Source organism: Serratia sp. JSRIV001 (assembly GCF_019968745.1).
GTDB classification, from domain to species: domain Bacteria; phylum Pseudomonadota; class Gammaproteobacteria; order Enterobacterales; family Enterobacteriaceae; genus Chania; species Chania fonticola_B.
Map to the genome: position 1 here is coordinate 2,755,174 of NZ_CP074147.1, position 23,117 is coordinate 2,778,290.

16 protein-coding genes and 1 pseudogene are annotated in these 23,117 nt (G+C 53.2%); 9 read left to right on the forward strand and 8 right to left on the reverse strand.

Features of this window, described 5'->3' with window-relative positions:
* Nucleotides 1-4 precede the first annotated feature (4 nt).
* The 4 genes from KGP17_RS12660 to KGP17_RS12675 all read left to right on the forward strand — a co-directional run bounded on the left by KGP17_RS12660 (nt 5) and on the right by KGP17_RS12675 (nt 3,824).
* Nucleotides 5-904, forward strand: coding sequence for an alpha/beta fold hydrolase (locus tag KGP17_RS12660; RefSeq protein ID WP_115158488.1), 900 nt, complete (start codon nt 5-7; stop codon nt 902-904).
* Nucleotides 891-1,808 (forward strand): alpha/beta hydrolase, encoded by a 918-nt coding sequence (locus KGP17_RS12665; protein WP_223499481.1) that lies wholly within the window; start codon nt 891-893, stop codon nt 1,806-1,808. The genes KGP17_RS12660 and KGP17_RS12665 overlap by 14 nt, the downstream gene beginning before the upstream one ends.
* 118 nt (nt 1,809-1,926) lie before the next feature.
* On the forward strand, nt 1,927-2,751 hold the full coding sequence (locus tag KGP17_RS12670; RefSeq protein ID WP_223499483.1) for an AraC family transcriptional regulator: 825 nt from the start codon (nt 1,927-1,929) through the stop codon (nt 2,749-2,751).
* A 107-nt stretch (nt 2,752-2,858) separates the two neighbouring features.
* On the forward strand, nt 2,859-3,824 hold the full coding sequence (locus tag KGP17_RS12675; RefSeq protein ID WP_223499486.1) for a DMT family transporter: 966 nt from the start codon (nt 2,859-2,861) through the stop codon (nt 3,822-3,824).
* Nucleotides 3,825-3,894: 70 nt separating this feature from the next.
* Here the strand turns inward: KGP17_RS12675 and fusA are convergent, their stop codons facing one another.
* Nucleotides 3,895-6,000 carry an elongation factor G gene (fusA, locus tag KGP17_RS12680; RefSeq protein WP_223499487.1) on the reverse strand — a complete coding sequence of 702 codons (2,106 nt, stop codon included), beginning with the start codon at nt 5,998-6,000 and terminating at the stop codon, nt 3,895-3,897.
* Nucleotides 6,001-6,465: 465 nt separating this feature from the next.
* Here fusA and KGP17_RS12685 point away from each other — a divergent pair, with 465 nt between their 5' ends.
* Together KGP17_RS12685 and KGP17_RS12690 are read left to right on the forward strand one after the other, a co-directional pair.
* Nucleotides 6,466-7,011, forward strand: coding sequence for an Ail/Lom family outer membrane beta-barrel protein (locus tag KGP17_RS12685; RefSeq protein ID WP_115158493.1), 546 nt, complete (start codon nt 6,466-6,468; stop codon nt 7,009-7,011).
* Nucleotides 7,012-7,272: 261 nt separating this feature from the next.
* Complete coding sequence (locus tag KGP17_RS12690) at nt 7,273-8,751, forward strand: alpha/beta hydrolase (protein WP_218519379.1); 1,479 nt, start codon at nt 7,273-7,275, stop codon at nt 8,749-8,751.
* A 959-nt stretch (nt 8,752-9,710) separates the two neighbouring features.
* Here the strand turns inward: KGP17_RS12690 and KGP17_RS12695 are convergent.
* From KGP17_RS12695 to KGP17_RS12705, 3 genes are all read right to left on the reverse strand, one after another.
* On the reverse strand, nt 9,711-11,438 hold the full coding sequence (locus tag KGP17_RS12695) for an ABC-F family ATP-binding cassette domain-containing protein (protein ID WP_223499488.1): 1,728 nt from the start codon (nt 11,436-11,438) through the stop codon (nt 9,711-9,713).
* Between the two features lie 384 nt (nt 11,439-11,822).
* Nucleotides 11,823-12,053: a helix-turn-helix transcriptional regulator gene (locus KGP17_RS12700; protein ID WP_021804454.1), complete on the reverse strand. Its 231-nt coding sequence runs from the start codon at nt 12,051-12,053 to the stop codon at nt 11,823-11,825.
* A gap of 12 nt (nt 12,054-12,065) precedes the next feature.
* Nucleotides 12,066-12,626, reverse strand: a complete 561-nt coding sequence (locus KGP17_RS12705) for a DUF2975 domain-containing protein (RefSeq protein WP_021804453.1) — start codon at nt 12,624-12,626, stop codon at nt 12,066-12,068.
* A 348-nt stretch (nt 12,627-12,974) separates the two neighbouring features.
* Between KGP17_RS12705 and KGP17_RS12710 the strand changes: the two genes are divergently transcribed.
* The 3 genes and pseudogenes from KGP17_RS12710 (at nt 12,975) to kch (ending at nt 17,259) form a co-directional block, all read left to right on the forward strand.
* Nucleotides 12,975-15,401 (forward strand): DUF3772 domain-containing protein, encoded by a 2,427-nt coding sequence (locus KGP17_RS12710; RefSeq protein WP_223499489.1) that lies wholly within the window; start codon nt 12,975-12,977, stop codon nt 15,399-15,401.
* Nucleotides 15,401-15,998: pseudogene (locus tag KGP17_RS12715) on the forward strand (class I SAM-dependent methyltransferase). The gene KGP17_RS12710 and the pseudogene KGP17_RS12715 overlap by 1 nt, the downstream one beginning before the upstream one ends.
* Before the next feature lie 76 nt (nt 15,999-16,074).
* On the forward strand, nt 16,075-17,259 hold the full coding sequence (gene kch, locus KGP17_RS12720; RefSeq protein WP_223499490.1) for a voltage-gated potassium channel protein: 1,185 nt from the start codon (nt 16,075-16,077) through the stop codon (nt 17,257-17,259).
* A 43-nt stretch (nt 17,260-17,302) separates the two neighbouring features.
* Here the strand turns inward: kch and KGP17_RS12725 are convergent, their stop codons facing one another.
* The 4 genes from KGP17_RS12725 to KGP17_RS12740 all read right to left on the reverse strand — a co-directional run bounded on the left by KGP17_RS12725 (nt 17,303) and on the right by KGP17_RS12740 (nt 23,117).
* The gene (locus KGP17_RS12725) at nt 17,303-18,949 is read right to left on the reverse strand and encodes a UbiD family decarboxylase (RefSeq protein ID WP_021806360.1); all 1,647 of its coding nucleotides are present in this window, start codon (nt 18,947-18,949) and stop codon (nt 17,303-17,305) included.
* On the reverse strand, nt 18,946-20,520 hold the full coding sequence (locus tag KGP17_RS12730) for a GMC oxidoreductase (protein ID WP_223499491.1): 1,575 nt from the start codon (nt 20,518-20,520) through the stop codon (nt 18,946-18,948). The genes KGP17_RS12725 and KGP17_RS12730 overlap by 4 nt, the downstream gene beginning before the upstream one ends.
* Before the next feature lie 66 nt (nt 20,521-20,586).
* On the reverse strand, nt 20,587-21,465 hold the full coding sequence (locus KGP17_RS12735; RefSeq protein WP_059200788.1) for a hypothetical protein: 879 nt from the start codon (nt 21,463-21,465) through the stop codon (nt 20,587-20,589).
* A gap of 11 nt (nt 21,466-21,476) precedes the next feature.
* Nucleotides 21,477-23,117 (reverse strand): ferritin-like protein, encoded by a 1,641-nt coding sequence (locus KGP17_RS12740; RefSeq protein ID WP_223499492.1) that lies wholly within the window; start codon nt 23,115-23,117, stop codon nt 21,477-21,479.

Below are 23,117 nucleotides of genomic sequence, written 5' to 3' on the forward strand. Positions count from 1 at the left end.
CCTTATGACTATGCTGACTCACGGGCCATTATCCAATGGGCTCGAGGCCGAACACGTCTATATTAAAATCAACGGCCAGCGTATTCACTGCGCCATCGCCGGAAGTGGGCAACCGGTGCTGCTGATCCCTGGCTGGCCACAAACCTGGTACACCTGGCGTTACGTTATGCAGGCGTTAGCTAATGCGGGCTTTCAGGCTATTGCTGTAGATCCTCCTGGTATAGGAGACTCGGACAAACCTCTTGGAGCCTATGACACCGGCAGCGTTGCCGAAAAACTCCATCAGGTCATGATGCAGCTGGGGCATCAGCGCTATGCGGTGATCGGCCATGATATTGGCATGTGGTTGGGTTATGCGTTGGCCAGCGATTACCCTCAGGCGGTTAGCAGGCTGGTGCTGACCGAGGCGGTGATCCCCGGTTTGGCAGAAGCACCGCCGATCTTTGTTCCTGCCGAGGACAACATCTTCCTGTGGCATTTTATGTTTAACCAGTTAACCGACCTGCCCGAAGCCCTGACTACTGGCCGAGAGGCTGAGTATCTGGGGTACATTTTCAACCGCTGGTCTTACCGGCGCGATCGAGTCGCTGCAGATACCTACATCGCGGCTTACTCGGTGCCTGGTAGCTTGCGGGCCGGTTTTGATTATTATCGGGCCATTCCTGAGACCATTCGACAAAACCAACAGCGGGCTAAAACGCCTCTAACGATGCCGGTGATGACGATTGGCGCAGAACATGCAACACGCGATGCCCCCTTCCTTACCTTGGAGGGCAAGGCTCGTCAACTCCAAGGGGAAGTGGTGCCTGGCTGTGGGCATTTCATTACCGAGGAGTGCCACGAGGAATTTATCGCCCTGATCCTGCCTTTTTTACAGAAGGGTAAAGTCCATGCCGCTGGATAAGCAGATCGCGCTATTTTTGCAGCAACAGGCCGATGCGCCCGCACCATCCTCACTGGAAGAGCTACGTGCGCAAACGGCAGTTGGGTTACAGCGCTTGCAGGGGGCACCCCAGCCCGTCAAAAAAATAATGGCGTTCCACCTCCCGGTTGGCGGCGGGCAAACTATTAGCGTGCGAGGTTATATTCCCCTAAATGCGCCAGAGGATAGGCCGCTTCCGGCGATGGTGTTCGCTCACGGTGGCGGATGGTGTCTGGGCTCGCTTGACGTTTACGATGGACCTTGCCGCGCGTTGGCCAATGCCACTGGGCGAGTGATCCTGTCTGTCGACTATCGCCTGGCACCGGAATTTCCTTTCCCGACGCCGTTGTATGACGTTTATCAGGTGCTATGTTGGGCCTCGGAACAAGCAGCGCAAATCGGCATTGACCCTCTGCAAATTGCGCTTGGCGGGGATAGTGCGGGGGGCAACCTGGCGGCTGCGGCAGCTCTGATGACCAGGGATCGTTCAGGGCCAGCCGTAGAACACCAATACCTGCTTTACCCTGCATTGGATAGCGAGATGGCCATGCCCAGCTTTGCCGCATATGGTGAAGGTTTCTACCTGACGCGGGAGATCATGGGGTGGTGCTGGGCCAATTACCTAGGGCAGGATACCGACGCTCGCGAGCCTTACGCTTCTCCTTGGTATGCGTCAACGCTGGCGGGCTTACCACCAGCGACGATCCTGGTGTGTGAATACGATCCGCTGCGGGATGAAGGTGAGCGCTATGCACAGCGATTGCAACAAGCCGGCGTTAAGGTGAATTGCCAGCGTTTACCTGGGATGGTGCACGCTTGTATGCATATGACCGGCTTAACTCCGGCTGCCCAGGTTTTATTTACTGTGCTGGAGAAATTGCCTTAGTTCTTGCTGACCGCCAGGGAAGGCGGGACAACGTGGTATTAAAATGATAAACCTAGTGTTGCCGAGTCATTATCAGCCCGGCGTATGCCAACCTTAAAACGTAACAGGAGCCAGGGAAGTGCAAGGTGTGCCAGAACAGTTTCCGTTTGAGAAAGATCGCGCCCAGTTCCGGCATTTGCCGCAGTTGCCGGGCGTGGAGCTTTATCAGGCCCATATCGATCGCTATGCGTTTGAGCCACACGCCCATGATGCGTTTGGCATCGGCACGGTGGAAGCCGGAGCGGAGCGCTTTCGCTACCGTGGGGCACAGCATTTAGCCGCTCCGGGTGCCTTGGTGCTGATGAATCCGGACGAGCTGCATACCGGTGAAGCGGAAACGGCAGGCGGTTGGAACTATCGGATGATCTATCTGGAGCCTGCGGCGCTGGAGCGGATTTCCGGTGAGAAGGGCTGTTGGTTCAACGACGTGATCCACCATGATGCAGTGGCGGCCAAGCGGCTTTCGCAAACGCTGGCGGCGTTATGGCAAACCCGGGACACGTTGGCGCTCGATAGTTTACTGCTGTCCGTCGTTGATATTTTGCGCCCTCATGCTCGTATTGTTCAGCCGCAGCAGAATGAAGCCGCTCACCGTATGGTGATAGTTAAGGAGTATCTGCGGGATAACTTTGCTTTACCTATTACGTTGAGCGATCTGGCGGCGCTGGTCTCGCTCAGCCCGTATCATTTCCAACGTAAATTCAAAGCGCAATTCCATGTCACCCCACATCAGATGCTGATGGCGATCCGGCTCGAAAAGGCCAAGCAGATGCTCGGGCGGGGAATGCCGGCGGCCCAGGTGGCCGTAGCTGTGGGGTTAAGCGATCAGGCACATCTTACCAAAGCGCTGGTTAATCGTTACGGTGTCACGCCTGCGCGCTACCAAAAGCAGGTGATGCGTTAACTTCTGCCGCGAAAACGGGCGTAAAACAGCAACCTGGTACAATATTCTGCCTCCACGTCCCTTTATCCTGACACCACTTGAGAACTGCTATTGATGATGGTGTCACTATGTTTGTCGGTGTGATGTTTGCTCTTATTGCCGGGTTGATGTGGGGCCTGATCTTTATTGGCCCGGTATTGGTGCCGGACTATCCAGCCGCGTTGCAGTCCACCGGACGCTATTTAGCCTTTGGATTGGTTGTGTTACCGCTGGCCTGGCTGGATCGTCGCCGTCTGCGTCAGTTGCTGGCTAAAGATTGGCTAGAGGCGTTAAAACTGACCGCAATCGGCAATCTACTGTATTACCTATGCCTGGCCAGTGCGATCCAACGTACCGGCGCGCCGGTATCGACCATGATTATCGGCACGCTACCGGTGGTGATATCGGTCGCTGCCAATCTGTTTTATGGCCATCACGACGGCCGTCTCTCCTGGCGAAGATTGACTCCGGCCTTGCTGGTGATTGCCCTCGGGCTGGTGCTGGTCAACGTTGCGGAACTGCAGGGGAATAGCGAGCCTATTGATGTCTGGCGTTATACTAGCGGCTTGGGATTAGCACTGTTAGCGGTGGCGTGTTGGACCTGGTTCCCTCTGCGTAACGCGCGTTGGTTACGTGATAACCCAGATAAACGGCCCACGACCTGGGCCACGGCGCAGGGGATTGTGACCTTACCTTTGGCGTTGGTGGGCTATTTGCTGGTTTGCGGACAATTGGCGCTGACACAGCCGCAGTTCGCGCTGCCGTTTGGCCCCCGGCCACAGGTGTTTATCCCGTTGATGATTGCTATTGGCGTCTTGTGTTCTTGGTTAGGTACGTTGTGTTGGAACGAAGCGAGCCAGCGTTTACCGACGGTGCTGCTTGGGCCGCTGATCGTGTTCGAGATCCTGGCAGGATTGGCCTATACCTTTATGCTGCGCCATAGCTGGCCACCACTGCTGACGCTATGCGGTATTGCCTGCCTGACGGTTGGGGTGATTTACGCCATGCGCATCAAACTCGAACCGATGGTGGTTGCGTTAGAGGAGACACGTTAAAGGCTTAGGGGCGCCGCATGCTGCGCTCGTCGAAATATGAGGCTACGGGTTTCCCCGTAGCCGTTATCATTTAACGTTTGCTGTGGTGGATAATCTCTTCGGCCACATTGCGTGGAGCTTCTGCGTAGTGGCTGAACTCCATGGTGTAGGTGGCGCGGCCTTGCGACATGGAGCGCAGGGTGGTGGAATAACCGAACATCTCAGACAGCGGCACCTTGGCATGGATCTCTTTGCCTCCGCCACCAGGGATATCCTCCATCCCTTGCACCATTCCGCGTCGTGATGACAGATCGCCCATCACGTTACCCGCGTAATCCTCCGGCGTTTCCACTTCTACCGCCATGATCGGCTCGAGGATCACCGGGCTGGCCAGGCGACAGGCCTCCTTAAACCCAAAGATAGCCGCCATACGGAATGCCTGCTCGGAGGAGTCCACATCGTGGTAGGAACCAAAGGTCAGATGTACTTTGACATCGACCATCTGATAACCCGCCAGCACGCCATTATTCAGCGCCTCCAGAAGGCCTTTTTTTACCGCCGGAATATATTCACCGGGGATCACGCCGCCTTTGATCTCATCAAAGAACTCAAAGCCTTTACCGGGCTCATTGGGTTCCACCGTCAACACCACGTGGCCATATTGGCCTTTACCGCCGGACTGACGCACAAATTTGCCTTCTACGTCGGTCACTTTCTGGCGGATGGCTTCGCGGTAAGAGACCTGCGGTTTGCCGGTGTTGGTTTCAACGCCAAACTCGCGCCGCATCCGGTCGACTATGATCTCAAGGTGCAATTCACCCATGCCATAGATAATGGTCTGGCCGGAGTCTTCATCGGTGCGTACGCGAAGCGAAGGATCTTCCGAAGTCAGGCGTTGCAGTGCAATCCCCATTTTCTCCTGGTCGGCCTTGGTTTTTGGCTCGATGGCCTGCGCGATAACCGGCTCTGGAAACACCATGCGTTCCAACGTGATAATGGCATTGGGGTCGCATAGCGTATCGCCGGTGGTCACATCCTTCAGGCCCACACAGGCGGCAATATCCCCAGCGTGCAACTCATCAACTTCTTTACGATCGTTGGCGTGCATTTGCACGATACGGCCAATACGCTCTTTTTTGCCTTTTACCGGGTTATAGACGCTATCGCCTTTGGCCACGATGCCGGAATAGACGCGCACGAAGGTCAACTGGCCAACGAACGGGTCGGTCATCAGCTTGAATGCCAGCGCCGAGAATTTTTCATTATCATCGGCCTTACGGGTGATAATGTTATCGCGTTCGTCATGGCCTTCCATCGGCGGTACATCCAGCGGAGAGGGCATAAGTTCGATCACCGCGTCCAGCATGCGCTGGATCCCCTTGTTGCGGAATGCCGAACCGCACAGCATTGGCTGGATCTCACCGGCAACGGTGCGGGCGCGCAACCCCTGAACGATTTCCTCATTGGTTAATTCGACCTGATTGAGGTATTTGTCCATCAGCGCTTCGGAGCCTTCCGCCGCAGCTTCAATCATCTTGTCGCGCCACTCTTGGGCCTGCTCGAGCATCTCTGCTGGGATCGCCTCGAAGCGGTAGGTCATACCCTGAGTCGCTTCATCCCAAAAGATGGCCTGCATGCGGATCAAATCCACGACGCCAGCAAAATGGTCTTCTGCACCGATGGGGATCACGACCGGCACCGGATTGGCCTTCAGGCGCTCGATCATCATATTGCGCACGCGGAAAAAGTCCGCGCCCGTGCGGTCCATTTTGTTGACGAAGGCCAACCGTGGCACCTTGTACTTATTAGCCTGACGCCACACGGTTTCAGATTGCGGTTGCACGCCGCCGACCGAGTCATACACCATCACGGCACCGTCCAGCACGCGCATCGAACGTTCCACCTCAATGGTGAAATCGACGTGCCCGGGGGTATCGATGATATTGATCCGGTGCTGAGGATAATTATGCTCCATGCCGTTCCAGAAGCAGGTAGTGGCGGCGGAAGTAATGGTGATCCCGCGCTCCTGTTCCTGCGCCATCCAGTCCATGGTAGCGGCGCCGTCGTGGACTTCGCCCAGCTTGTGACTGACCCCGGTGTAAAACAGAATCCGCTCGGTCGTCGTGGTTTTGCCGGCATCAATGTGCGCCGAGATGCCGATATTGCGGTAGCGTTCGATGGGGGTAGTGCGTGCCATAATCAACCTTTCTTAGCCTTGTGGCGTACGGCTTTAACTGTTTACGTAAAATGATAACCCTCAATGGGTTATCAGCCAGGCCATGATCAACCATGTTCTACGGCCTCAGAGTAATCGTAGCTGATGGTATTGACTTTATTAACCTATGACTGTGATAGGTCGTTTAAAAATCAAATACTACAGGTCACAAGGTTGTTCTGCGGATGGCACTTGCCAGGGTGTGAAAGGGGGCAAACTGAACGGTCACACAAGAAATTTCCAGCAAGCCATATAAATAACGTTCAGGATGCCTAAAAAACAATCTGACTTGCTTGTTGCTATCAATTTTTCTGTAGAGGAATTGATATTTATGTGAAGTAGATCGAGACATCCCACAAACTTCATGGTTAAATTCCGAATTCGCTCAAATAGCACATTATTTTATTGCAGAGCGAATTTTATTGACTCATGGATTAAGAGATTAACATGCAAAAAACATATTTATCAGTACTTCTGGCTGGCGCAATGGCGTTGTCTTTCGGCGTTCAGGCTGCAGGTGAAAGCACCATTTCTTTAGGTTACGCTCAGAGTCACGTGAAGGTTGATGGCAACAACCTGAATGAGAACCCAAAGGGTTTTAACCTCAAGTATCGCTATGAAATTGATAACAATTTAGGTTTTATCACTTCATTCACCTACACCACGCAGTCGTATGATTTCTATTATGGCAGTAACAAAGTGGGCGATGGTGATTTAAAATATTACTCACTGACTGCAGGCCCAGCTTATCGCTTTAATGACTATATCAGCGCCTACGGCTTAATCGGTTTTGGCCACGGCAAGGCGACATCCAATATCTCTATGCGGGGTTACTCTTCTAACACCGACGAAAGCAAGACCAGCGTTGCTTACGGTGCTGGCTTACAGTTTAACGTCACCCCTAATATTGCTCTTGATGCTCATTACGAGTATTCAAAACTGGGTGATTTTAAAGTCGGTACCTGGACCGTTGGTGCTGGCTATCGTTTCTGATAGAAATGCCCTAAAGGGTTTTGAGGGGGCAGTGCTACGCCATTACTGTCGGTAAAAATGGTCTGGCCTTCTCGAAACCTCGGAGCCGCCGCTACCCGCGTCGGTTCCGGTTTTATCCTCCTTCAAATGCGTTCTTTTTCAATGACCCTTTCTTGCCGCTTGGTATACGGTTCCCTCGATACCCCTTCCATGATCTGTTGGCAGGCGGTTTAATGTATCGACGTTAAAATCCAGAATAACCGTTTGCTGAAAGGACTCGTCATGTCTGCGTTTCGTGTTCTGTTTTTGCTGGCCGTGGTGCTCCAACTGCCAGCCTATGCCAAGCCTTTGGTCAAACCAACCGGCACTGCACCAGGTACCATTCAATGGCAACCCTGCAACAGCATCGCCTTTCAGCACTGGTTCAGCGATGGCCCGCCTCCGGCCGGGTTACAATGTGGCTATGTCGACGCGCCACTGAGTGACCAGAATGCAGCACAAACCGTTCGGCTGGCTCTCACGAGGTTACCTGCGGTAGGCCCAAGAAAAGGCAGTGTGGTGATCATCGCGGATGGACCTGGCTCGCCAGGGCTCAATCCAAAAATTGCCGAGCAGGGTCCCGCCTGGCGGTTGCAAAAATCTTACGACATCATTGGCTATGATCCGCGCGGCGTGGGGAAATCGACACCCAAAATTTCTTGCCAACCAACAGCCAGTGAGGAAACACCGTCACCCGATGAAAACGATATTCCTGGTGCAGAGCAACAGGCACGGGATAGGGTGGCGGCCTGCATCAAGCAGACTGGAGCCGACGTGGTGCAACATATGGGCACCCACGAAGCTGTTAACGATCTTGATACCGTTCGCCGGGCGTTGGGTGAACCCGCGTTGACCGCCGTGGCGTATTCTTACGGTACCAAGGTCGCGGAGTTGTATGCCGAGCGCTTCCCCAAGAAAACCCGCGCGTTGGTGCTCGATGGCGTAGTGAACCTGAAAGAAGATGACTTTAACCAACGCATCAATCAGGAGCGGGGTTATCAGCAAAGCTTCCTGCGTTTTGCCGACGACTGTGAGAAAAATGGCTCATGTCCTTTAACCAGCGAACCTAACTGGGCGATCCAGCGGTACCACAGGATGCTGCGCAAATTGCACGATGCTCCTTTCGTTACTTCGTCGGGTTATGAAATCTCTGCCGATGACGTGATCACACTGACGCGTAACCTGTTGCCCTGGCGGGAACGTTGGCCAGAACTGGCCACCGCCTTGCGTAAAATTGATGAGGGCAAAGCCGATGATGCAGTGACCGATCTTATCGACGAAAGCTATACCCCAGACGCTGATGATGCGCGAATGGTGATCACCTGTGCAGATATGGCGAAGCCTGATGCCGACCAGCAACTATTACGCCGGCAGCGCCAACAAATCAATACAGCAGCCTCGTTTCCCAATTACTTACCGCTGCATGAGTATCCACTCGAGACCTGTGATTTCTGGCCATATCCTGGCCATCTGGAACAACCCCATGCTCCAGTACTTTCTACCGCTCTCCCGCCGTTGTTGTTCGTTACCCAGCGCTATGACCCGGTTACGCCATATCGTAATGCCCGTGAAATGGCTTCGAGTTTTAAAAGCCCGCTGATTACCCGCGAAGGGGATGGCCATACGCTGGCGTTGACGGGCGTAGACAGCTGTGTGGATGATGCAGTAATAGATTATCTGTTGAGTCCCAAAAAGCCACGACGGGATAAAACCTGCCGTTGAGCGTGGGTTCTTTGGGTAATGATATGTGCCTCCACGAGGCTGACAGAAACACGACTCAGTAGCGTTCTAAACCTAGATTCTGGGCGGGGGATACTAAGTTATGTCAGCAGGGGCAGGACTGCGATTTGCACTAAGAATATTCTGCCCCGTAATGAAGTGCAGGATCAAGCGGAATGTCTGGTAGGGATACAGATTTTTCCGTTAATAATGTGCGCATCCCGGCGGATCCACTCATTAACTTTGTAGACACTGGTTCTGTGCAGTTGTGCGAATGTCTTAATATCGCCGTCATGCTTTCTATATATAAACTCTCTGACACTGGTCAATGTACAGTTCTCCATGAAGTGTGGCTTCCTAGGTGAAGGGTATCTGGATATCTATTATTAGGTTGGTACTGTTATAGGATAGAGCGTAACATAAAGTTTTAAATACGTGAATTAAACTTTGCTGTTATATACGATATTTTATCGATCTGTTTTTTTAATTAGATACGCTTAGGTTATGAATAAATACATGCTCAGGATGACATAATAAATAAAATAAAAATTGATTTAAAATCAATCGGTTGGCGTTCGCATTGTGATCGAACATCGCGATCCTAGAGGGCTACATACTGAAATCGATTAATAATTTACATGGGTTTGTCGATAAAAAATATTTTTCCAACCTGCTTAATTGCAATAAATAATGTACAACAACAAAATCAAGAATAATCTTAATATATTTAAGTGGGATTACTCTTGGATAACAGCGAGCTTTCTGAGTTTATTCCTAGTTAAAAGCAGGTGGAGGGGAGGCCTTACGATTTATCTGAATTTTTCCATCAAGATGTCGTTGATGATCAACCCCATCGTGATTTGTTAACACTCCATGAGTCTGGATAAAAGACTCATGGATGGCGCGACCAGCAGATGACCGAACTCAATTTGGTTCATACGCTAGTCGCGCGCATAGTTGGGTTAAATCAACCCAAGTTTGCCATTAATCTCCGCGATCTCGCGCCGCCATTGCTGCTGCAACTGCGGCTTTTGATGTTTGGGTTTACGCGTTAAATCCTCCTCAAGTTTGTGTTCCAGAGTAACCAGAGTCGCCAGCAGGTGATCTTCATTGGTCGATATCGCAGGTTCAGCGACCAGCTCGTGTTCAGGGGATATCACCAGCTCAGCATTACCGACACCACCCAGGGTGGTATAGATGGATGAAAGATCGTGCCATTCTCTCAGTTGGCGATCGTCTATCAGCCAGTAGCGATTACAGCTTTGCTCCATCAGCGTCCGATCGTGGGTGACCAGCAGCACGGCTCCCGCAAACTGTTGCAACGTTGCGGCCAGCTCTTCTTTACCTTCCATATCCAGATGGTTGGTCGGTTCGTCGAGCAGCAACAGTGAGTAGTTGGCCAGAGTAAGCGCAACAAACAGTAACCGCGAACGCTCGCCACCGCTCAGCGTAGACACTTTCTGTTGATGGCGCAGGTAAGGGAAACCGGCACCGATCAGCGCCATCTTCCGTTGATCTTCGGTCAGGGACGCGAAGTGGCACAGAGCATCGCTTAACGAGTCCTCATCGTTAAGCTGTTGCAGACTCTGGTCGTAATAACCTATACGCACGCGAGGGTGAAATATCGACCCTTGGCAGCTTGCTTGCTGGTATTGCTGCCAAAGGAAGTGCAGCAATGAAGACTTACCACAGCCATTACGGCCTACTAACGCGATGCGGTCGCCACTTTTTACCTGGAGATGATCCAGACTGAACAGCACCGGCGCGGTGGGAGCAGGGCGAATGGCTAATTGCTCCAACGCCAGCAGTCGATCGGCAGGCAGTGCTTCACCACTGAGCCGGAGCCGCCACTGGTTGCCTGTGCTCAAGGTGGTTTGCTGGTCTTTTAATCGAACCACCTGTTTTTCCATCTGCTTGGCTTTACGCGAGAGATCTTCGTTGTCATACACCTGGCCCCAGACAGCCAGGCGTTTGGCACTTTTCTCTACGCGATCAATTTCCTTTTGTTCAGCCTGATGGCGGTGCTCATCAGCCAAGTCCTGTTCTTGGAGGGCGATGCGCGCCTGCGAACAAGGCAAACGGAAATACTGCAGCGTTTTGTCACGCAGGATCCAAGTACAGTTGGTTACGCTGTCCAGTAACCGGCCGTCGTGGGAAACCAGCACGAAGCTACCGTTCCAGCCATTGAGGAATTGCTCCAGCCACAGCAGCGTCGGCAGATCCAGATGGTTGCTGGGTTCATCCAGTAGCAGCAAATCAGGTTGGCGGATCAGCGCCCGGGCTAATAACAAGCGGGTATGCTGGCCACCGCTCAGGGTGCCGGCCGTCAGATCCCATGCTGCTCGGTCGAATCCCAGTTCAGCGAGTAACACTTCTCCTTGCCAACGTTCAGGCTGGTGTTGCCCATCAGCCAGGCCTGTGAGCACTGCCTCCAACAGAGTGCAGTGATACAAGGCTTCGGGCAGGTGTTGTTCAACCCGAGCCATCAGGCAATGGTGTGATGGGGTGACAGTACCCGCGCTGGCAGGCAGATCGCCACTGAGAATTTTAAGCAGGGTGCTTTTGCCACAGCCGTTATGGCCAATTAAACCGATGCGGTCGCCCTTTTTCAGGCTAAAGGAAACCTCAGCCAGCAGCGGGCCGAAAGCGGTATCAATACCAACAGATTGTGCAGAAAGTAAAGTCGTCATGGTGCTTACTCAAGGTTACAGGCATGCAGATGCCTATCGTCAAAAAATTGCCGACGATAACCCGGTAAGCCGGAGGGAAGAACTTTGATGTGAGTAAACTTCGCTCAAGCTTAGGTTATCGGAGCACGATACCGGTAATGCTTGAGCAGCGACGATCACCAAGGTGATGTGAAAGTATAAACAATTCACAAGACAGCATTGGGGACCTCCTTTTCATTATTATAGGTTGATAGGTGAATGGATTATAAAGGGGATTGGTGGTTTCTGCTACTGGCCTACCTGTTAGTTTGAGACGACTAACAGATCTCCACCGGCTCAGTAGGTAGGGCGCTGCATGCTGCGCCCGCTTGGTGAAACAATGGGTTGGGTTACGTTTTGGGCCGATCACTCATCTTCTGCGTAGATTTCTGGGTCCTGAATATGTTCCAGCACGTCCCCAGGCTGGCAATCAAGATAGCGGCAGATAGCATCCAGCGTAGCAAAACGTATCCCTTTCACCTTGCCTTGCTTTAACAGCGAGAGGTTTTGTTCGGTGATGCCGGCTGCGGCGGCCAGGTCTTTGGATTTGACTTTGCGTGTGGCTAACAACACGTCTAGCCGGACGATGATCGACATAATGGGTTAACCTCATACGAACTGTTGATTTTCATAATGCAACTTGCTGGCCTGTTTCAGGATTTGTGCAATGACGGCAATACAGGCCGCGAGAAACAGGGCAACAATATTCCCTGTATCGATCCCTAATGTCACCATCCGTTGGCCAACAGGCTCATGCATGGTTATCCAATAGCTGAGAACGGGCTGGCACAATAACTCCAAAATCGTCCAAAGGGCGACATATTGACCCATTTTCCCCAAATGGTGCGCCGCTGTGCCTGAAAAATAGGCACGTTGAGCATAGGTTTGGAACAGCTTGCGTAAATGATACAACCCGAGTGCCAGTGCCAGCAGCGGCACGCTCGAAAAGATAATGCCACCGGCAATTTGCCACCAGGGGAAGAGGTATAAATCAACACCCAAGGCGCTGATTAAATCGTTTGAGATGGAAACATGAAATCCGTAGCCATCATTAGCAGCGAGGCTTGGGAATAACCAATAGGAAGCATTAAACAGCAACATGGCGAGTAACAAGCACAATGTGATGGTGGCCATACGTTGGCTGAAGCGGGTAAGGCGATCTAATGTCATAAAAACCTCAAGTCGTTGAATGGAAATCGCAGTGACTTTAATTCATTAATTATCGTAAAACAATAATAAATTATCGAAATGCGATCATGTAATGATTTTTATGTTCATAAAACGACCGTCTGGCGGTTTCTTTTTGAGCTGTAAACGGTTATGGAGAGGGCGCTATAGGGGGGTAAATAAGGGCAAGTGAGGCGTTAGCTAAAATTTCTACTAACCTTCTAGGATTAATGCGCTTTTTCACTGAATAGCTTGTTATTATACTCATCGCTTATTGTTGATCAGGCGCAGTGATATTCATCATTTCGCCTGTTGCGTTTATCGCCAACCCCATGCTGAGCATTCACCGTTATGATCAAGTCATTACAGATTTTCCTGTTCACCTTTTTGTTGTTCGGCTTACCGCTGGCCCCGTTAGCCAATGCAGCGCAGCAGAATGCGGCTGCGGTTGAACTCAGCCCGCAGGAAATAGCGGCCTCACTGAAAAGTTATCAAAAACAGCTGGATACGATTAAACAGCAGGTCTCAAAGGCGGGCTCTGATGGTCAGTTGAACAAGCTGTTTGACGCCACGCAGGTCTTGGCCACGGACGCAGAAAAGCTGACCACCGACCTGCAACCCATGCAGGTGAAGTTACAGGCACAGTTAGACGTGCTTGGCCCGCAGCCTGAACCTGGAGTAATGACCGAAACCGCCAGTGTGGTGCAACAACGCAATACGCTCAATAATGCCAAAAAACAGTTGGACGATGCCGTAAAACGCTCGCAAGCCATCAGAACGGGGGCGCTCGACTTAGGGCAACAAATTACCGATCTGCGCCGCGTGGCCTTCAAATCCCAGTTGGCGTTGAATACCGGCAGTATTCTTAGTTCGCAATTCTGGTTACCAGAGTCTTCTTCACAGGTTGAGGATTTAGCTCGTCTTAATGACTTTAAGCAGCAACTGGAGCAAACCCTGGAAGCCAGTTGGCAAGACGAATGGCGCTACGGGACGATAGCTTTACTGATCCTGGCTGCGGCTTGCTGGTCTCTCGGGCGTTATTTCGTGGAGCAGTTTTTTGCCTGGGTGTGTATCCGCTATTTACCCGACGGCCGCTTGCGCCGCAGTTTTATGGCATTAATGACCGTGCTGATCACGCTGTTTGCCACCACGCTGGCGCTAAATCTGCTGATTTCTGCGTTTGCTCGTGTTCAGCCGCTAACGTCTCAGGTTCAGGATTTCGCTGATGGTTTTATGCAGTTGGGGATTTTCTGCGCGCTTATCGCGGGATTAGGCAGGGCGTATCTTTCGCTGAGCCGCCCATCATGGCGTCTGGCGCAGATGGATGACGCCATTGCGAGCGGCATGCGTTTCCTGTCGCCGTTATTGGCCGGATTGGCCATGGCTTTTGGCACCGTGGAACTGGTTAATAACGTGATTGGTGCCAGTCTTGGCAGCACGGTGCTAGGTAATGGTCTGGCTACCGCATTGATGGCATTAATCTTGTTCGCAATACCGCTTCGGGCACGCCGTATCCGCTATAAGCTAGAGCAGCAGGGGATGCATCTGGAAAAACGCTCGGTGATTGCCGGGATAGTCCATATCGTTATTGTGGTATCGGCAACCGTGATCCTGTTATCACTGTTGATTGGCTATGTGGCTTTCGCTCGCTTCCTGACCTATCAGTTGATTTGGGGGGCACTGGTACTAATGGCGTTCTATTTCCTGGTGATCTTTGCTACCGATTTCTGTACGGCCATCTTTTCCCCCCAAACTGCCAGCGGGCGGGCACTGAAAAAATCGCTCCATTTTAAAGATCGTCATCTTGAGCAACTGACCGTCATCTTCACGGCGTTGTCCAAATGTTCTTTGATATTGTTGATGATTGTTGCCCTGATCAATGGCTCTTTTGGCACCACCACGCCCAACTCCTTGTTGCAAAAGATTGTTGCCATCCTGAGCGGCGAAGGCCTGAAGCGGCTGAATATCGTGCCAAGCAACCTGCTCAATGCAGTGGTTTGCCTGGCGATCGGTATCTATGTGCTGCGGGTCACGCAACGTTGGTTAAGCCATGAGCTGCTGCCAAAAACCATCAGTGATATCGGTATCCGCGCCTCGCTGGTTACCTTGTTCAGCAACGTCGGCTATGTGCTGCTGATCCTGATCACGCTGGCGACGTTGGGTATCCAGTGGAATAACCTGGCCTGGATCGTGAGTGCGCTATCGGTAGGTATCGGTTTTGGCCTGCAGGAAATCGTGAAGAACTTTATCTCTGGCCTGATCCTGTTAACTGAGCGCCCGGTTAAGGTCGGGGATATGATCGGTATCGGCGGGGTTGAAGGGGATGTAAGGCGCATCAATGTACGCGCCACCGAGATCCAATTGAGCGATCGCTCGACCATGATAGTGCCTAACTCTCAGCTAATCTCGCAGAACGTGCGTAACGCCACCATGGGGAATGCTCAAGGGGTGGTCACCGTCGCGCTGACTTTCCCCACCGATATCGATCCCGAGCAGGTACGCAACGTGTTGTTGAGTGCCTACCATGAACACGAATCCATTCTGGAAACGCCTGCCCCGTACGTTCGTTTCAGCCAGCTCGGCCCAGACGGGATTATCCTCAGCGTGACCGGTTACGTTGCCAGCCCACGCATGGTCGGCTCTACCAAGAGCGATCTGCTGTTCAATATTTTGAAGCTCCTGCGTGCTCATAACGTCAACCTGTCCAGCCCGAAAGAGGTGGTGTTTATGAAGCAACGGGCAAAAAGTCTGGTTGATGAAGAAGAACATTCATCCTGATGAGTAACTCAATGGCCGATAACATCATCGGCATCTATCAACGGCATGCCGGGGCGTTTGAGCAGAAGCGGTCCACCACGCTGTTTGAGCAACCCTGGCTGGAGCGCTTCCTGAGCCTGTTACCCAACAACGGACGGATCCTGGATATTGGCTGCGGCAACGGCATGCCGATCGCCGACTATTTTATCCGCCAGGGCTTTCAGGTGACGGGGGTGGACAGTTCGCAGCCGATGATCGACCGTTGCCTCCAACGCTTCCCGGAACAGCGCTGGGCTGTGGACGATATGAGAACCCTGGCGCTAGCAGACAAATTTGATGGGCTAATTGCCTGGGACAGTTTTTTCCATCTGACGCGTGAAGATCAGCGCCAGATGTTTAACATTTTCCGGCAACATGCCAATAGCCAGGCCGCATTGATGTTCACCAGCGGTACCAGCGATGGTGAAGCGATAGGGACATTTGAAGGCGCATTCCAGCCTGGCACCCGAGGGATATCGGCAGCTATTGCAAGAGCAGGGATTCCAGGTGGTCAGTATGGTGGCCGAAGATCCCGACTGTGGTGGGCGAACCGTCTGGCTGGCGCAACTTGGCGAATGATCCCTGCATCACATTCAGCTACAGTCCACTATAAATAGGCCATCGGCCAAGTCATGGTGTCGAAATGATGAAAGTTATGAAAATCGTGAGAGTAATAGAAAAATACGTACCCCCAACGTTTATCCTGGCGTTGATGGTTGCGCATAATGGGTACTTGGTACTCAGCCCGATCCTGTGGCATGGGCTGCAACATTCTCAAGATTTTGTGGAAAATTTCAGTTCCTGGCAACAGGCGCTGGGCTTTCTTGATGCGATGGATATTCCCCGCTTTATGATTGGCACCGTGCTGTTCTTTATGGCGGGTATGTTGCTGTTAAGGACGCGTATTGCCTGGTTTTTCTCGTTACTGCTGCTCAGCTGCATCGTCATCGTTGATATCGCTATCTATAAGCAAATCACAGTGTTGGCAGGGTATTCACTGGTTACCCTATTGGGAATGATCATCTACTGGCGCCGTTTCGACCAACGTAAGCTGGCGAGTACCAGTTTTTTTGCCGTCACCAGCATAGCCTCATTGATTGTCTACAGCATGTTAGGAACGCTGTACATTGGCGATCAGTTCACCCCCGCGGTCACCGACCTGCCTACGGCGTTTTATTTTGCCGTGGTCTGCATGTCTACGGTCGGCTTTGGCGATATCATTCCGCATACCACTGCTGCGCGAATGTTCACTCTCACGGTGATTATCTTTGGCATTACGGTTTTTGCCGCTTCTCTGGCCTCGGTTGCTGGCGTGCTAATCAGCCAAAATCTTCAACGTATTATCAAAGGGCGGTTCTCTCACATGGTTCGCAAAAATCACTATATTATTGTTGGTACCTCTTCATTGGCACAAAATGTCTATCAGGGATTGATTGAAAGCGGCGGTAACGTGACCATTGTTTGCGAGCCAGGCAATAAGCAACATTACCCTGACCATGCGGATGTGGTTGAAGGCGATCCTTCCGCCGTTGCGACGCTGGCATTAGCCGGGGCAGAAAAGGCGAAATACATTGTTGCCTTGACCGAGAGCGATGCGGTTAACGCTTTCATCATATTGGCAGCCAAAGAGGTGGGTGGGGCAGACACCAAAACCATCACGTTGGTCAACGAAAGCCAGAATATGAACAAGATCAAACGCGTCAAACCCGATGCCGTACTCTCACTGCAACTGTTAGGTAGTGAGTTGCTGGTGCGATCGCTTAATGGTGAGGTGGTTAATCACGATCTCAATATTGATGCGTTTTTCAGCAACGGTGAGAGTGATAACAAGGGCAGGTAATCGGGTTGTTCCCGCACCGCCGAAACGGTGCGGGGACGGTTTTTTAGCGATCAAATCCCCATTCAGACCATTTGCTTTTGATTTTCTCCTGCAGCGGCAGCGGATAATTGGTGGCAAAGCTCAATACCTGCTCCAACGGCTGGTTAACCTGCTGCTGGATCTGCAGGCAACTGTAGGCCACCAAGCCGCCACGCCCGCGTAGTTTGGTGGCCACATCCAGGTAAATCTGTAACCCGGTACCGTCGGAGTCATACTGCGGATAGTGAAACACGCCTTGCACCGGGTTATTGCGTGTGGCCAATGCCCAGGTCACTTTGTTGCTGTCATCAGGGGGAATATCTTCGCCCACGATAATCAGCTTGGCGGTGGTTTTGCCGATATGGTTGGTCCAGAATACTTCGGCAATCTTGTCGATAAAGGCTTTGACCGTCATGCCGGTAATTTTATGCCAGTCGTCACGTACCCGGATCACCAGCCAGTGGGAAGAGGCCTCCAGCGGGCTGAAACAGTCGATGATCGGCAGACCGGACTTTTCAAAATACACTCTGGCGGTGGCGGATAAACAGAAGCAGCCGAGCATCAGCGTAGAGTCGATCGGAACACCCGGAATGCAGATCGGCAAGATAGCCTCATCGCGGAAGGTGACACAGGTGATTTTCGCCAGTGGTTTCAGGCTGGACTGGTTGGAAAGGTAGCCGGGGAACTCGCCAAACGGGCCTTCAGCCACGGATTTATCCGCGCTGACATAGCCTTCGATGATGATTTCACATTCGGCTGGCACCAGCACATCGCAGGTTTCCGCTTTCACCATTTCGATGCCGTGGCCAAGGAACGCAGACGCATAGTTGTATTCATCATGCCAAGCCGGCGGAGCCGCAGAAAGCAGCATGGTGACTGCCGGGGGTACCCCAAGGGCAATCACAAACGGGCAGTCTTTCCCCTGGGCCGTCCACATGTTGTAAATCATGCCGTTATGCTGGAAAGGCAGCCACAGGCCGACAATATTGTTCTTCGAATAATGCGGGCCATTGCCGTGTGCTACGCCGACCGAACTGGCGTGAGGCGGTTTTGGCGTTGGGTTATTCTGCGGCCGTGAACCGGCGATCATCGCCCGGCTGAAGGACCAATTGGTCCAGGCGTCCTTATCTACCGTGTATGCGTCCTCCGGGACAGGTTCACCCGGTGGAGTACGCACCATGATGGCTCCGGCTGTCTGGAAATAGCGGCCACCGTCGCCGTCGTGCAGGATAGGGGCCGGGATTTTGGTCATATCCACCTGATCGCCCACCCATTTGTTTTGCTTGCACGGGGCAGTAGCCGGATCGACCATCACTGGCGGATGTGGCTCCTGACCGATGGCATCCAGAAAGGCATCCTGGATCTCCAGCAACTGGGCATCGTCCGGCAAACCGAGCATCAGCGCCAGACGCTGCCAGCGTTTACCCGGCACGCGGCTGACCGTCGGGCCCATTTCTGCTGCCCGAAAACCGGGTGCGCCCTTCACCTTGCTAAACAGCGGCATCGGGCTTTCCGTTTCGCAGGCGTGGCGCAGAATGGCACCGATCTCCAGATACCAATCCACCTCGTCGGGGATCGCTACCACTTCGCCCTTGCTGGCCAACAGTTCCAGATAGGCGCGGTAGGATTTGGGGACTTTCTGCACATCAATTTTCAGTTTACGTCGCTTCATTGATTTTGATCCTGATGTGGGCCACTGAGTTCATCGGCCAGGGCGAAAGACTGGGCTACGCCGGTCAGCGTTGGGTTCCATGAGCCAGGGCGGGGGAACAACATGCTGCCCAGCCCATATACGTTCGGGTAACGGTGCATCTGACCGTTGAGGGCGGTGACCGAGGTGGCCGGATCATCCCCCATCCATAAGGTGCCAGCTTCATGCACCAACCCCTGATTGCGAATATTGTCTGGCGGTGAAGGTTCCCAGGTGAAGCTGCCGTCCGGGTTATTGTGCTGGTACTCCAGAGGGGCATCTCCGGCAAGAGCGTACATCACGTCATAGGTGGTTTTATCCATCGCATCCCAGAACTGACGGTCGGTTTCCTTCATCTGGATATACACCTCGGCCTCGCCCTGCGGGTTGGTCGTGACGTAATTCCACGAGTTTGCCGAGCGTTCCCCGAGGAATTCCCCCATCGAATGCAGCATGATCACCACGTAGTCAGGATCCTGATAGGTGGCAACGGCTTCTGGTGAAGAAGCATCTGGCAGAATGCGATACAGCACGTCGTAGCTTTCTGCGGGTTGCGGGTTATGGACCACGCTGATGTGGGTGTGCATCAGGCGGTTGGTGGTTTTATCGATGCCGGGCAGGTAATAGGCCACGGTTTGCAACTGGTTGGTCAATGCCGGCAGGCTGCTGGCGGGGATACGGGCGGCCAGCCAGGAACGGATATGACCACACAGGTTTTTCCCCACCAGTTTATCGTCAGGGAAAGACTTGGTGAGGATAAACCCGGCTTCCAGCGTGTTGCAGGCCAAAATCACTTTGGCGTTGCCGACGCTTAGTGACCCTTCTTTAGTGATGATTTCGGTGACAACGTCACTTTCTGCAATCAGTTTTTCCACTTCGGCATTGACCACTACCTTGAGTGAGGCGTAAGCCTGCACATCATTCACCAGTACCGAAATGGGCGAGAACTTGGCCCAATCCTCTGGTGCCACTCCCTGGCCAGTTGCCATGGCCGAGTCCAAAGCGCTCGGGCTTGGCTGCGGCTTAGCCCCGCTGATATTGGCCAACTGCGAGAACAGGCGTACACCCATAAAGCGATTCAGTGACTGGTTGCGATTGCCGGGGATGTCCAGGGAGTAGCGCCTCCCCATAAATTCGCCGGTGGGATACCACTGATTATCCAGACGCTCGATCGCCTGCGGTGGCCAGTCCGGCATTTCGCTGCTATCGGGTTGCGGTGTCCAGGCGTTCCAAAACAGCGCGCGGCCGCCGACATAAGGGATCTGCGGCATAAAGTTGAGGCTGAGTTTCATATCGGCAGAGCCATGGTAGGTCCATGGCCGGATACCCACGCTGGTGTTGAGTTTGATGTAGGCCGGTGGAATGTTCTGAATATGGTCGGGGATCAGGTAATCGCCTTTCTCCAGCACCAGAATGCGGGCCTGGGGATTATGTTGCAGCACCCGGTGGGTAAAGCTGGTGCCATAGGCACCGCCACCAATCACGATATAGTCAAAAGACTGCCCCTTGATCTGGGCAAAGCGGGAAAAGTAGATATTGTCGACTTCACTCATAGTTGGCTCCCGGAACGTGACATGCGAAAAATCATCCCCGCCCCGAACCGGCGGCGGGGCAAACGGCTATGGGTAATAGGCTCGGCTTTGAATGGCCGCCGGGGCTGAGTTGAGGGTTTGTACCGCCACGGGAGCGCAACCACCGATCAACTGCTCCAGATCTTTACGCATGGGGTGGCTGCTGGTACCCAGCACCAGCTTTACTGCCTCACCGTGGCCGCCGTTGAGGAAATAGGTATCCATCGCCTGCAGGATGTTCCAGCGGCAACCGATCAGTTTGTTGTCGTGAACGCCATATTCGGTAATCGGCGAGATGTTGCCCGGGATCGACTTGATGCCCAAGGTGTTGACGATGCAGGTGAAGATTGCGGTGTTGGCATCCTTGGGGTCGTCCACCCGGAAGCCCCAGGTTTCTACCCACTCGGGTTGATAGACCGCAGAGTTGGTCCGCACCGGATTTTGCGAGGCCAAATTGACCTTGAAAGTGGTCTGGAATTTAGGCTCGCCAAACAGCTGCTCACCGGCGGCGATGGCGATGGGGGCATCGCAAGGCACCCAGACGCGATGATTGCCGTACAGCTTGGTTTGATCGCCGTCCTGGATAAACTCCTGATAGCCAATCGGGGCCAATTGGTCTTTACGGTGCTCAGGATAGGCGACAATGTTGAGCTCAAGCTCCTGGGTGATCGCCGCACCGCTGCTGCCCCATTGCTCCGGCGGGGTATTGAGGCCAGAGGCAAACTGTCCGGCATACAATTGGAAGTTAAAGCTCACCATCGCCTTGTCGCCAAACCGCGCCGGGCTAAGCCCGGTTCCCTGCAAATAAGGTTCCACACGGCTCAATGGCACCAGATAATACACGCCAACGTTGGTCAGTGAGGCGTAGTAGAACGGCATGGTGAACGGCGACGGGATGCTGGGTAAATCATTTTGCTGATTAGACATGTGCGTGGTTCCTACTGTTGTTGGGATTGAGGTTTGGCCGAGTGTGGGCAAGCCGCCGGTACCGGATAAGGCGCGGCCTTCAGCGCCGAAAGAATGTTCAGTGGGTTGAAGTACTGACGCATCAGGGTGATTTGATGCTGTTCATTGAATTGATAACGGATCGCCCAGTCGTAGCGATAGGGTACGCGGCCGCATTTGGTCGTGCCTTGTTCGCCTCCGTAGGACATGGCCTGATCGCCGCTGAAGAAGGATTTCTCGACGCCCGCGCTGCCAAAATTCACCGTTGCACCAAGCAGCGTCCAAAAACGGGTAAACCCCTCGTGGCCGTAAAACACGCCCAGATAGGGGCATTCGCTGGGGCCGGAGATATCCCAGATCACCTCGTCACTCATGCAGGAGAGAGCCAACTGCAGGTTACCGGTGGAATAGGCTTGCTGCAGTTGATCCAGAGTGGCCTCATTGCTGGCAGTGGCATCTGCACTGGCATCTGCACTGTCGGTTAAGGTTACGGCTGCGGTGGCCGGAGCAGCCATCAACACCTGTTTACCCAGCGGCTGGTGGTTAGCCACGGTGTACTCAAACGTGGGAGCGCAGTGAAATAACTCCTTGCCGGGGAACGGGTTGGCGGTTATGGCGCGGAAATCATCCCGCAGCGCACACATCGCCACCACGGCGGCCATCAACTTGTCTGGGGCACCAGTAAATGCAGTTTGCAGATCGCCGAGTAACTGACAATAACGCTGGTTAAACCGGATGATGGCGTCACGAACTTCACCGGGTGGATAATCACTGACCTTGGCATTGCTGTCGATCAGCACGCTTTTGTTCCACGGCACCGGGAAGGGGTCGCCGGTAGGGCCACTGGCCACGGTATCGCCTTTTTGATACAGCCGTTCATTGTAGATCTGGCTAAAACGGAAATAGTGGGCCAACTCATCTTCATCCACGACCCAGATATCGTTTTCTGTACCTTCGCCCTGATCGGTGATCAGTTTCATGGCGGCTACCGCGGATTTCAGATCGCTCACTTTCAGTACGTTGCCCCCGCCGCCGTAGTAGAAAACATCCGGCGGGATCTGGCGCTGCGGATCGCCGCAGAAAATCGCCCGTTCTCCATGGGTTTCCACCGCTGCCCGCAGCCGCGATTCGATGTAAAGATAAAACTCACCGATGGTCATATCGCTGGGGACTTCATTGGCGATGGCGCGCGGGCGGACATCTTTCGGATGCTCGATCACCATGCCCTGGAAGATGCCGTTTTTGGAGAAGCCGTACAGATTCACTTCAATATCATCAATATCGTAAGGCAGCCGCGTTGGATAGCTGGGCAGGAAATCGGGCGAATCGACTGCGGGTGTCCCGCCGATGGCGTTGAGCAGGTTGGCCGTCAGGGTGAAGTGCAGCATTTCCTCCACCACCACCGAACGCAGGGTTTCGATGATGCGCCAATCAACGTCGTCATCCAGGGTATAGAGCATCGTCAGATAGGGGGGAATGGTCGCATGCTCCAACTGCATGGCGTTTTGCAGCAGATTGCGCAGTTCGGTCAGATCCTGCGCCAGGCTTTTTTCGTCGGCAAACTGCACATAGCCGAGTTGGGCAAACGAGGTTTCAGCAAGCTGGAAGGTCTTGGCTTTTGCGGTCATGTTCAT